Source organism: Streptomyces sp. NPDC059355, from assembly GCF_042752335.1.
Lineage (GTDB): Bacteria > Actinomycetota > Actinomycetes > Streptomycetales > Streptomycetaceae > Streptomyces.
In genome coordinates this window covers 229108-241136 of sequence record NZ_JBHYXN010000005.1, presented here as the reverse complement: position 1 = coordinate 241136, position 12029 = coordinate 229108, and the positions used below count along the sequence as shown (strand labels likewise).

At 72.3% G+C, this 12029-nt stretch carries 9 protein-coding genes and 1 pseudogene; 6 read left to right on the top strand and 4 right to left on the bottom strand.

Annotation, left to right across the window (positions count from 1 at the left end; genetic code table 11):
• The first annotated feature begins 12 nt into the window (after nt 1-12).
• The 4 genes from ACFXGI_RS07530 to ACFXGI_RS07515 are packed head-to-tail and all read left to right on the top strand — an operon-like array spanning nt 13 to nt 2414.
• The gene (locus ACFXGI_RS07530; protein ID WP_384704472.1) at nt 13-651 is read left to right on the top strand and encodes a helix-turn-helix domain-containing protein; all 639 of its coding nucleotides are present in this window, start codon (nt 13-15) and stop codon (nt 649-651) included.
• Nucleotides 652-676: 25 nt separating this feature from the next.
• A complete protein-coding gene (locus tag ACFXGI_RS07525; RefSeq protein WP_037846875.1) occupies nt 677-799 on the top strand; it encodes a DUF6126 family protein in 123 nt (40 codons plus the stop codon).
• Between the two features lie 56 nt (nt 800-855).
• On the top strand, nt 856-1938 hold the full coding sequence (locus tag ACFXGI_RS07520) for a dihydrodipicolinate reductase (RefSeq protein ID WP_384704469.1): 1083 nt from the start codon (nt 856-858) through the stop codon (nt 1936-1938).
• A complete protein-coding gene (locus ACFXGI_RS07515; protein ID WP_030154022.1) occupies nt 1935-2414 on the top strand; it encodes a carboxymuconolactone decarboxylase family protein in 480 nt (159 codons plus the stop codon). The genes ACFXGI_RS07520 and ACFXGI_RS07515 overlap by 4 nt, the downstream gene beginning before the upstream one ends.
• 71 nt (nt 2415-2485) lie before the next feature.
• On the opposite strand, the gene ACFXGI_RS07510 is transcribed toward ACFXGI_RS07515, so the two are convergent.
• From ACFXGI_RS07510 to ACFXGI_RS07500, 3 genes are all read right to left on the bottom strand, one after another.
• Nucleotides 2486-4141: a GMC oxidoreductase gene (locus ACFXGI_RS07510; RefSeq protein ID WP_384704468.1), complete on the bottom strand. Its 1656-nt coding sequence runs from the start codon at nt 4139-4141 to the stop codon at nt 2486-2488.
• Nucleotides 4142-4232: 91 nt separating this feature from the next.
• Entirely contained in the window at nt 4233-4859 is a 627-nt protein-coding gene (locus ACFXGI_RS07505; RefSeq protein WP_384704466.1) for a DUF6629 family protein, read from the bottom strand.
• Between the two features lie 13 nt (nt 4860-4872).
• Nucleotides 4873-6378 carry an MFS transporter gene (locus ACFXGI_RS07500; RefSeq protein WP_384704464.1) on the bottom strand — a complete coding sequence of 502 codons (1506 nt, stop codon included), beginning with the start codon at nt 6376-6378 and terminating at the stop codon, nt 4873-4875.
• Between the two features lie 98 nt (nt 6379-6476).
• On the opposite strand from ACFXGI_RS07500, the gene ACFXGI_RS07495 reads away from it, so the two are divergent.
• The gene (locus ACFXGI_RS07495) at nt 6477-10109 is read left to right on the top strand and encodes a S8 family serine peptidase (protein WP_384704462.1); all 3633 of its coding nucleotides are present in this window, start codon (nt 6477-6479) and stop codon (nt 10107-10109) included.
• Nucleotides 10110-10179: 70 nt separating this feature from the next.
• On the opposite strand, the pseudogene ACFXGI_RS07490 reads toward ACFXGI_RS07495, so the two are convergent.
• A pseudogene (locus tag ACFXGI_RS07490) lies at nt 10180-10908 on the bottom strand (ATP-grasp domain-containing protein); the annotation flags it as partial.
• Between the two features lie 160 nt (nt 10909-11068).
• On the opposite strand from ACFXGI_RS07490, the gene ACFXGI_RS07485 reads away from it, so the two are divergent.
• Nucleotides 11069-11800 carry a hypothetical protein gene (locus ACFXGI_RS07485; RefSeq protein WP_384704460.1) on the top strand — a complete coding sequence of 244 codons (732 nt, stop codon included), beginning with the start codon at nt 11069-11071 and terminating at the stop codon, nt 11798-11800.
• Nucleotides 11801-12029 lie beyond the last annotated feature (229 nt).

Sequence of the window (12029 nt, the reverse complement as noted above, 5' to 3'; positions counted from 1 at the left end):
CTCAATCGGGGCATGACATCCGGTCCTGCCCCCGGCCCCGACAGCGGCGCCGACGAGCTGCCCTCCGTGGCACCGCAGCTGCGTGACCTGCGGCGCCGCGCCGGGCTCACCCTGGAGGCCGCCGCCGCGCGGGCCCGGCTCTCGCCCGCGCACCTGTCCCGGCTGGAGACCGGGCGGCGCCAGCCCTCGCTGCCGCTGCTGCTCGGACTCGCCCGCACCTACGGTACGACGGTCTCGGAACTGCTCGGCGAGACCCCCGCCGTCGCCGATCCCATCGTACGGGCCGGCGGTCCGGGCGCCCGCGAGGCCGACGGGTGGACGTACTGGCAGGCCGGCGGCCCCGGTCGCGGGATGCAGGCGCTGCGCGTGCACGTCCCCCACGGGCGCAGCCAGGGCGAGCTGGTCCGCGTACATCCCGGCGAGGAGTGGCTGTACGTCCTGGGCGGGCGGCTGCGGCTGCACCTGGCCGAGGCCGAGTACCTGCTGGAGCCGGGGGACAGCGCGCACTTCGACTCCCTCACCCCGCACCGGATCGGCGCGGCCACCCAGGGCGGGGCCGACCTGCTGTTCGTCCACACCCTGCTGCAGAGCAGCCTCGCCGGGCTGTGCCTCGGCGGCGGCGCCTCCGGCGCACCCGCACACCACCGTTGACCCCTCCCAGCCCAGGAGTCCCACCATGAAGCTTCAGTCCAAGTTCCCGCGCGGTCTGCTGATTCGGCTGGTCGCCTACTTGTTCGTCGGCCACCTCTTCGCCTTCTTCGTCTATCTCCTCTTCGTCCTGGGCGGCCAGAACCAGTAACGAAGGCCGGGCCCGCGGCTCTGGAAACGTGCAGGTCCTGTCGCTACCCTCCGCGCATGATTTCCACGGTTGTCTGGGGTACCGGCAACGTCGGCCGTTTGGCCATCCGTGCCGTAGAGGCCCATCCGGCGCTGAAACTGGCCGCCGTCATCGTCCACCATCCCGAGAAAATCGGCCGCGACGCGGGCCGGCTCGGTGAACTCGACCACGACACCGGGGTCCTGGCCACCGACGACATCGAAGCGGTCCTGGCCGCCCGGCCGCAGGCCGTCGTCTACGCGGCCTCCGGCGACACCCGCCCCGACGACGCGCTCGCCGACATCACCCGGGCCATCCGGTCCGGCGCGGTCGTCGTCAGCCCCGCCCTCTACCCGCTCTACGACCACCGCAACGCCCCGCCCGAGTTCCGCGATCCGGTGGCCGCGGCGGTCGCGGAGGGCGGCGGCTCGCTGTTCGCCTCCGGCGTCGACCCCGGCTGGGGCAACGACGTACTCCCGCTCCTGCTCAGCGGCCTGGGCAGCACCATCGACGCCATCCGCTGCCAGGAGATATTCGACTACTCCACCTACGACCAGCCGCACTCGGTCCGCTACCTCGTCGGCATGGGCCAGCCCATGGACTCCGAGCCGATGATGCTCATGCCGTCCGTCCCCACCATGGTGTGGGGCGGGCAGATCCGCATGATGGCCCGGGCGCTCGGCGTCGAACTCGACGAGATCCGCGAGACCGTGGACCGCCGCGCCCTCGACACCACCGTCACCACCCGCACCATGGGCGAGTTCGAAGCCGGCACCCAGGGCGCCATCCGCTTCGAGGTGCAGGGCATCGTCGAGGGCGAACCCCGCCTCGTCATCGAGCACGTCACCCGCATCCACGCCTCCTGCGCCCCCGACTGGCCGTCCCCGCCCGACGGCGGCGACGGCGCCCACCGCGTGATCATCGAGGGCCGCCCGCACATCGAGGTCACCGTCGAGGCCACCGACGAGGGCGAGAACCGCTCGGCGGGCGGCAACGCCACCGCCGTCGGCCGCCTGGTCGGCGCCATCGACTGGCTGGTGGAGGCCGAACCGGGCCTCTACGACGCCCTCGACGTCCCCCTGCGCCCCGCCATCGGCAAGCTCGGAAGGAAACAGCCATGAGGATCGACATACCCGAAGGCCAGCACCCGATCGAGTACGTGTGGGGCGACATGGTCCCCGGGATCGGGATGGCCGCCGCGAACTTCTCCCTGTCGGTGTACGCCCACACCACCCTGGGCCTGCGCGAGTTCGAGGCGGCCCGGCTGCGCGTCGCGCAGATCAACGGATGCGTCTTCTGCCTCGACTGGCGGACGGAGCGGGACGGGGAGAAGGTCGAGGAGGAGTTCTCCGACGCCGTCACCGACTGGCGTACCACGGACCGGTTCGATGAGCGGACCCGGCTGGCCGCGGAGTACGCGGAGCGCTACACGCTCGACCACCACAACCTCGACGAGGAGTTCTGGGAGCGGATGACCGCGCGGTACAGCCAGCTCGAGATCGTGGAGCTGACGATGAGCATCGGTTCCTGGCTGGCCTTCGGCCGGCTCAACCACGTGCTCGGCCTCGACAGCGTGTGCGTACTGCCGGGGCACTGACGCGGGCCGCGAGGCAACGGGTCCGGGGCCGGCCGGTACCTCCGACGGCCCCGGGTCTGCGAACGGATCGCCTACAGGTCGGTGGCGATGATCTTCTCGATGTTGCGTTCGGCGAGCGCCGTGATGGTGACGAACGGGTTCACGCTGGTGTTGCCGGGGATCAGCGCGCCGTCGATCACGTACAGGCCGGTGTAGCCGTGCAGGCGGCCGTAGTTGTCGGTGGCCTTGTTCAGGACCGCGCCGCCGAGCGGGTGGTAGGTGAGGTGGTCGCCCCAGATCTTGTTGGTGCCGAACAGGTCCGTCCGGTAGATCGTCCCCTCCTTGGAGTTGATCTTGTCGAAGATGCTCTTGGCCATGTCGATGGACGGCTGCTTCCACGCCGTCTGCCAGTTCAGCTCGACGTTGCCGGAGGCCGCGTTGTACGTGAACTCGGCGCGGTTCGGGTTCTTGGTGATCGACAGGTAGAAGGAGGCGTACGTCTCGATCCCGGTCGGCAGCGGCGCCACCTCGGCGAACGCCCCGCCCGCGTCCCAGTTGTCGATGCCGCCGCAGGGGATGGAGGCCTGGACCTTGCCGGTCGGGTCCCACAGGTGGTTGGCCCGGCCGCACATGACGTTGCCGTTGTCACCCCAGCCCTTGCCGATCTCGCCGTTCAGGGCGGGCAGCGCGCCGGTGGCCTTGAGTCTCACGAGCAGCTTGCTGGTGCCGACGCTGCCGGCCGCGAAGAACACCTTGTCGGCGACCACGGTCTTGGTGGCGGTCGTGGCGCCGGTGGTGTTGATCTGGTCGATGACGACGGTGTAGCCGCCGCCGGCCGCGGGGGAGACCGAAGTGACCTTGTGCAGCGGGGAGATGGTGACCTTGCCGGTGGCCTCGGCCTGCGCGAGGTAGGTCTTCTGCAGGGACTTCTTGCCGTGGTTGTTGCCGTAGAGGATCTCCCCGGCCACGGCGGACTTGGGGACGGTCCCGGCCACCTCCTGCTTCATGTAGTCCCAGTCGTACACGTCCGGGACGAAGACGAAGGGGAAGCCGGAGCGCTGGGCGTGCTTGCGGCCGACGCGGGCGAACTGGTAGCAGTCGACGGTGTCGAACCAGGCGGGGTCGACCAGGCCGACCCCGAGTCCGGCATTGGCCCGCGGGTAGTAGGTGCCGTACATCTCCTCGGCGTCCACCGACGGGAGGATGGCGCCGAAGTTCGCGCGCTTCGGGGTCACCGCCATGCCGCCGTTGACGAGCGAGCCGCCGCCGACGCCGCGGCCCTGGTAGACGGTGATGCCGCCCATCTCCTCGGCGTCCAGGATCCCGGTGTAGCGGGGGATGTCCCGGTCGATCGGGAAGCCGAGGAAGTTGCTCAGGGGTTGCTTGGTCTTGGTCCGCAGCCAGTAGGAGCGCTGGTCCGGCGAGGTCGTGTTGCAGAAGATCTTGCCGTCGGAGCCCGGGGTGTCCCAGGCCATGCCCATCTCGATCATGTGGACGTCGACGCCGGCCTGGGCGAGCCGCAGGGCGGCGACGGACCCGCCGTAGCCGGTGCCGATCACCAGGGCCGGTACGTGCGCGCCGTTGTCGATGGGGCCGGCGGCCGCTGCCGCTGAGGCGGCGGTCCGGGCATGGGCCGGGGTGGCCTGACCGGCGAGGGCCACGGCCCCAAGAATAGAACTCGTTCTAGCTATGAATCCACGGCGTGAGATTCCATTGGAGCCGGATTTGTGCAGGGCTTTATCGCTCATGTGACGTTCCTCACTCTCGGCGGAATGGGAACGAGTTCTACTGCCGGGCGCATGGGAAGTCACTACATACGTCAAGGTAACTTTCGGCCTGTCACGTCACAGATGTGCCCGGCCGGGGGCGCCGGACCCACCCCAGGACGAGCAGCGAGGCGACCGCCGCGAAGGCGCACCAGGTGGAGGCGAATTCCAGCCGCCACAGCGCTGAGCAGGTCAATGCCCCGGCGCCGAGCACCGCACCGAGGAGCCGCAGCCACTGGTCGCCGGACAGCAGCAGGGCGCCCAGGGTGGCGAAGAGGTAGCCCGCGAGGACGAGCGGCATCCACGGAACATTCACGCCGTAGCCGAGGGTGTGGCCCCGGATCTCGGCGACGGCCGGCCGGGTCGCGAGACAGTACGCGAGCACCGCGGCGGTGGTCAGGCCGACGGCCGCCGGCGCCCGGAGGCGGGGCCGGACCGCCGGAGCGGCCGCGAGGAGGACTCCGAGCGGTACCCAGACCGGCAGCACCGGCAGGGCGATCACGAGCCAGGCCGTGGTGGCCGGGCCGCAGCCGCCGCCCGCGTGCCAGACGGCGGCCTCCACCAGCTGGTGGGCGCCCAGGAGCAACGGCAGTGCGGCGATCGGCAGATCGCGGGCCCGCCGTACGCGCGCCACGCACACGATCCCGACGGCGGTGATGACCGTACCCGCCGTCAGATCGGCCGTGGCGTTCCAGCACATGGCGCGCCGCCGGTCAGGGCTTCGCCGTCCTCGGGGGTTCGAGCGGGGGAGACGTCGTCGCGCAGAAGGTGTGGCACTCCGGGTGGCACCCCGCCCCGGGCACAGGCTTGCGTACGGTGGCCCACGCGACGGCGGCGCCCGCCACCAGCAGCCCCGCGCACCACAGCATGGCCCGCCCGAACGCGGCGTCGAACTCGGACGCCGAGCGGTACGCGTCCGGCCCCATCCCGGCCAGCAGGGGCAGCGCCGCCACCGCCAGCAGCCCGGCCGCCCGCGCGGCCGCGTTGTTGATGCCGCTGGCCAGGCCCGCCCGGCCGGGGTCCACCGAGGACAGCACGGTCGCCGTCAGCGGAGCCACCAGGGCCACCATGCCCATGCCCATCACGATCAGCGCCGGCAGCACGTCCCGTACGTACGAGGCGTCCGGCCCCACCCGCAGCATCAGCAGCAGTGCCGCCGCGCACAGCAGTGGACCCACCGTGAGCGGGATCCGCGGCCCGATCTTCTCCCCGAGCTCCCCCGACCGGGCCGACAGCAGCAGCATCAGCGCGGTCGTCGGCAGCAGGGCCGCCCCCGCGCCCAGCGCGGAGTAGCCGGAGACCACCTGGAGCTGGAGCACGAAGAGGAAGAAGAACCCGCTGAAGGCCGCGTACACGAACAGGGTGACCACGTTGACGGCGGTGAACTGGCGGGAGCCGAAGATGTCGGGCGGCAGCATCGGATCGGCCCGGTGCCGCTCGGCGTACACGAACACGGCGGACAGCAGCACGCCCCCGACGGCCGATGCGATCACCAGCGGGGACCCGGATCGGGCCTCGATCAGCGCGTACGTCAGCAGGGCGAGGGCGGCGGCCCCCAGGAAGGCGCCGAGCACGTCGAACCGCCCGTGCGCCTGCGGGTCACGTGATTCCGGTACGTGCCGCAGGGCGATCGGCGCGCACACCGCGGCCACCGGCACGTTCAGCAGGAACACCCAGCGCCAGCCGGGCCCGTCCACCAGCCAGCCGCCGAGGAACGGCCCCACGGCCGCGCCCACCCCGCCGAACCCCGACCACAGCCCGACGGCCCGGGCCCGGTCCTCGGCTGCGATCGAGCCCTGGATCAGCGCGAGCGAACCGGGGGTCAGCAGCGCCCCGCCGATGCCCTGAAGGGCCCGCGCGGCGATCAGGACTCCCGTGTTCGGTGCGATCCCGCACAGCAGCGAGGCGCCCGCGAACCACACCACCCCGAGGACGAAGATCCGGCGCCGCCCGAAGCGGTCCCCGAGCGCTCCGCCGACGAGGATCAGTCCGGCCAGGGTGAGCATGTAGGCGTTGACGGTCCACTGGAGCACGGCCATGTCGGCGTCGAGGTCCACCCCGATGGTGGGGAGGGCGACGTTGACGACGGTCGAGTCGAGCATGGCCATGGTCGAGCCGAGCACGGTGGTCAGTACGATCCACCGGCCCCGGGCCGACGCGAGCGGCACACCGGGCCCGGCCGGATCGCGCTCTTGCGTGCCCGGCGCTGGATCGGTCATGTCTTCAGGCTGGCCCGCCGGGGCCGCGATGGCCACCCCAGGCGCGCAGCATACGGCTCATTAGGCCCTCTTGTAATGTTCATGACCCTCCCTTCACCATGACCGCGCACGTCGCGCACGCCCTTCCCGCACAACATGCACACGGCGTCCGAGGAGGACCACACGTGGCCCAACGCAACAGGCGACGATCGTTACGCGCGGCGCTCGCCGCTCTTACCACGGCCTTGCTCCTGCCCGTAGGAGCGGGCGTGGCGGCGGCCGCGCCGGAACCCGGCCCCACCCCCGCGGCGGCCGAGCGCAAGATCGAGCCGAAACTCCGCACCCAGCTCGACGACTCCGGCAAGGCCGTCTTCTGGGTGTACCTGAACAGCGCCGCCGACCTCACGGCGGCGGGGCGGCAGAAGACCCGCGCCGCCAAGGCGGAAACGGTTCTGCACGCCAAGCAGGAGCACGCCGTGCGCAGCCAGGCCGAGGTGATCAAGACCCTGGACGGCGCCAAGGCCGAGTACACCTCCTACTGGATCGTGAACGCCGTCCGCGTCGTCGGCAGCCAGAAACTGGCAGGCACCCTCGCGCAGCGCCCCGAGGTCTCCCGGATCGACGCCGACGACAAGGTCGCCCTCCCCAAGCCGGCCGAGGGCAAACGGGAGAAGGCCGCCGCCGACGCGGTCGAGTGGAACGTCGACCGCATCAAGGCCCCGCAGGTCTGGGACCAGCTCGGCGTGCGCGGCGAGGGCATCGTCGTCGCCAACATCGACAGCGGCGTCGACTACACGCACCCGGCCGTGAACGGCCAGTACCGCGGCAAGAACGCGGACGGGTCGTACGACCACAACTACAACTGGTTCGATCCGGCCGGAGTCTGTCCCACCGCGGCCCCCTGCGACAACAACGACCACGGCACCCACACCATGGGCACCATGGTCGGCGACGACGGCGGCGCCAACAAGATCGGCGTGGCACCCGGGGCCAAGTGGATCGCCGCCAAGGGCTGCGAGAGCAACTCCTGCTCCGAGGCCTCCCTGCTCGGCGCCGGCCAGTGGATCGTCGCCCCGACCGACCTGAGCGGCCAGAACCCGCGCCCCGACCTGGCCCCGCACGTGGTCAACAACTCGTGGGGCAGCGCGACGCACGACGACTGGTACCAGCAGATCGTCGACACCTGGCGCGCCGCCGGCATCTTCCCCGCCTTCTCCAACGGGAACTCCGGCCCCGGCTGCGCCACCAGCGGCTCGCCCGGCGACTACGCGAGCTCCTACAGCTCCGGCGCCTTCGACATCAACGGCGCGATCGCGTCGTTCTCCTCGCGCGGCGCGGGCCCTGGCGGCATCGTCAAGCCGAACATCGCGGCCCCCGGCGTGAACGTGCGCTCCTCCGTCCCCGGCGGCGGGTACGAGGCCTTCTCCGGCACCTCCATGGCCTCGCCGCACACCGCGGCCACCGTGGCCCTGCTCTGGTCCGCCGCACCCGCCCTCGAAGGCGACGTCGCGCGGACCGAGGAGCTGCTGAACGGCACGGCCCAGGACACCGACAACGGCCAGTGCGGCGGAAACGCCGCCGACAACAACGTGTTCGGCGAGGGCAAGCTCGACGCGTTCGCCGCCGTCTCGGGCGCCCCGCGCGGCGCCGTCGGCGCCGTCTCCGGCACCGTCCGCTCCGCCGGTGCCCCCGTCGCGGGCGCCAAGATCACCGCGGCCGGCCCGATCGGCCGTACGACGACCACCGCGGCCGACGGCACCTACGCCTTCCCGGCCCTGTCGGTCGGCGCGTACACGCTGACGGTCTCCAAATTCGGCTACGGCCAGCAGACCTCCCAGGCGACGGTGACCGAGAACGCCACCGCCACCGGCGACTTCACGCTCACCCAGGCCCCCTCCGGCAAGCTCACCGGCACCGTCACCTCGGCCGCGGGACCCGCCGCGGGCGCCACCGTCACGCTCACGGACACCCCGCTGACCGCGACCGCCGACGACCAGGGCCGCTTCGAGCTCACCGTGCCGCACGGCACGTACGAGGTACGGGCCGCGCACTCCTCCCGCTGCGTCACCGGCGCCAGCGCACAGGCCACCGTCGCCGGCGACACGACGGTCGCGCTCACGCTGCCCGAGCGCACCGACAACTACGGCTACGCCTGCGCCACCGCGGGCGGCCGCCCGTTCGCGACCGGCGACCGGCAGCTCGCGCTGACCGGCGACAACACCACCGAGCGCGTCGACCTCCCGTTCCCGGTCCCGCTGTACGGCAAGACGTACGGCCAGGCCTGGATCGGGACCAACGGCACGGTCAGCTTCGGCGGAAACAACACCGGTGACATCAACGGGGACCTCCCGAGCACGGCCACGCCCAACGCGGCGCTGTACCCGTTCTGGGACGACCTGGTCGTCGGAGCGGCCGGCAGCGGCTCGGGCGTCTTCACCGGCGTCACCGGCACCGCCCCGCACCGGACGTACGTGATCGAGTGGCGCGAGGTCTCCCACTGGTCGGCGCAAGCCGACAGGTTCTCCTTCTCGGCGGCCATCAGTGAGGACGGCACCGTCGTCTACACCTACAAGGGGACGGGCGGCACCGGCATCAAGGGCGGCTCCACGGCCACGGTCGGCGTGGAGAACGCGATCGGCACCGACGCCTTCAAGTACTCCTTCAACCAGGCCGGCATCACCGACGGGCTGGCCATCGCCTTCAGGGCCACCAAGAGCGGCGTGGTCGCGGGCCGGATACTCGACGCGAACGACGGCAAGGGCGTCGCGGGAGCCACGGTGACCGTCGGCTTCGGCGCCGAAGCCGTCACGGCCACCACCGCGGCGGACGGCGGCTACCTCCTGCAGGCCCACTCCGGCAAGAACTCCTACACGATCCTGGCCGACTGGTACACGGGGGTGACCAACGCCTTCACCGTGGAGACGGGCGGCGTCACCGCCGTGAACCAGTCCCTGTGGACGGCGCGGGTCACCCCGTCCCAGCCCTCCCTGGAGCTCGTCCTCCCGGCGGGCCAGAAGCGCACCCGCACCCTCGAACTCACCAATACGGGCACCATCGACTCGCGGTTCACCGTGGCGGAGGACGCGGCCTGGCTGACGGCCACCCCCGACTCCGGGAACCTGGTGATCGGGGGCAAGGCCACCGTGAACCTGGCCGTCGACACGACGGGGCTGGCCGCCGGCTCGGTCCTCACGGCGAACCTGCGGATCAGCTCGGTGAGCGGGCGCAGCCCGGTCCTCACCGTCCCGGTCAAGGTCGTGGTCCCGCGCTACCAGGTGGCCCTGGACGCGGGCTCCGACTCGGCGGCCACGGACACGCTCGGGGACGGCTGGTCCCCGGACCGCAAGTACACGGCCGGCTCGTACGGCTACCAGGGCAGCTCCTCGACGCACTCCACCGGGCGCACGATCGCCGGAACGGCCGATCAGAAGCTGTTCCGCAACGCCCGTGAGGGCATGTACGAGTACCGCTTCGACAACGTCCCGAACGGCACGTACACCGTGGAGCTCGGCTTCGCGGAGCTGTCCTCGACGAAGCCGAACAAGCGGGTCTTCGACGTGATGGCGGAGGGCACCCAGGTGCTGCCCTCGCTGGACATCGCGCTCGAGGCGGGCACGTACACGGCCCTGACCCGGACGTACACGGTCACGGTCACGGACGGCGTGCTCAACGTCCGCTTCGTCGCACACGGGGGGTACGGCAAGCCGCTGCTGAACTCCCTGCGCGTGACGGACCGCCCCGACAAGAGCTGACGGGCACCGGCTGACAGCGGGGGCGGGGCGCCGGAGGGCGCCCCGCCCCTTGTGCGTGCCGCCGGCGCCGGCGCAGGAATTCCCGGCCGCGGTCCGCGAAGGAGTCCGGCGGGGCGGCGGCGCGCAGGACGACGTCGAGGGCGCGCCGCGGATCGCACGGGTACGTGCCGCCGGCCCACGCGGCGTTGTCCTCGATCACCGGCCGGCGGCCGTCCGCGACACCGACGTCGACGACGATCGCGGACGGGAGTGCGGCGAACGGCAGCCGCCCGGCGAAGGCGACCGCTTCGGCGGCCGCCGGGCCGAGGCTCAGCCGACCGTCCTCGGCGTAGCGGCTCGCGGTGTGCACGGCGCCGTCGAGGAGGTGCATCCGGTACTCGGCCGTGAAGCGCGTGGCATCGCTGACCAGCACCTCGGTCTCCGGGCCCACGGCGTCCGGGCCGGGGAGGCGGGAGCCGTCGGCGTAGACGAGGGCCGGGATCGACTCGTCGTTGGGCGACTTCACGTAGACGGGCCGGCGCAGGGCGTAGGCCTCGCGGATCGGGATCAGGCGGACCTCCCGGCCGGTGAACTCCCGGGGCAGCCGCGCCAGTCAGTCGGCCGGCGCCTCCAGCAGCCCGATCCCGAGCCGCGGCGCCACAGCGCCGGCGAATGCCGGACCGGCATGCAGATGCCGTGCCCGCAGCCCGTCGGGCACGGCGAAGGACTCCAGCTGTACGGTGCCCAGCCCGCGCGCGCGAGCCGCTTCGCGGAGCCGGGCGGCGGAGTCGGTGATACGGGGCGGCAGGACCAGGGTCACCGGGGAGGCCCTGACAGGAGCCCCGGCGGGAGGCACGCGGTTTTCCGGCGCCAGGAGTGCCGGGGGCGCGGCTGGCATTCGGGTGGCCCGGGCCGAATCCGAGCCGCCTCCGGGGCGCCGGACCGGCGGGCCCCGCCGGGCGGTGGCTAGCGTGGAGCCCATGACGCTCCAAAGCGACCGCGCGGACGCGGCCGACGCAGCCGGCGCGGAAGTCCGGATCAGGGGAGTGCTCCAGGCTGCGGATCCCGAAGCGGTCTGGGCAACCGGAGGGCCGGACGGGCCGCACGCCGGATCCGCGGACGCGGCCACGGTCCTCGACGTCGGCGGGCTGATGCCCGTACTCGCCCTGTGGCCCGTGATCGGGAGCCTCGTGGCCGAAGAGGCGCTGCGGCTGCACACGCCCCTGGCGGCGTACGGGGTGGGGTCCGACGCCGGGACCACCACGCACCACCTGCTGAGCCACTCCACCGGCCCCGCGGCCCACGCCGCCCTCACCCGACTCGCCGAGCACCTCACCGGCAGCCCGCTCGCCGAGCTCGCCGCCACCCGCGTCTGGCACCCCCTCGGCATGACCGGCACCGGCTTCGCCGACGCCACCCTGCACTCAACCCCGGCCGACCTGGCCCGCTTCCTCGGCCACCTCCTCTCCCCGGCGGAGCACCCCCTCACCCGGGCCTGGGTCACCGAGTCCCTCCGTATCCGCACCGGCGAGCTGACCCCGGCCCGCGGCCTCCTCTGGCACCCGGCCCCACACGGCACCTGGTCCTACGGCGAAACCCAGACGGTCTGGCTCTCCCCCCGCCTCCACCGCTGGGCCCTCCTCCACCCCACCCACCCCCCGGGCCCCCTCCGCACGACCTTCCGCGAAGCGGCCTTCGCGCCCGTTCCCTAGGGAGTGGCGTCAAAGTGGCGCCGGCCGCCCGAAAGGGCGGGCCGGCCAGACGGGACTTTGACGACACGACCTGGTGCTGTGGCCGGAAAGGTTTGCCGGGTCGCGGTGTTCGGTGCGGTGCATCGCAAGGCGGAGGGCCACGGCTCGTACTGGACGTACTGGCGTGGTCCGACAACGCGGCGAGGGGCCGTGCCGGGCGCCGTGACCCGGTGAACCTTTCCGGTCGCAG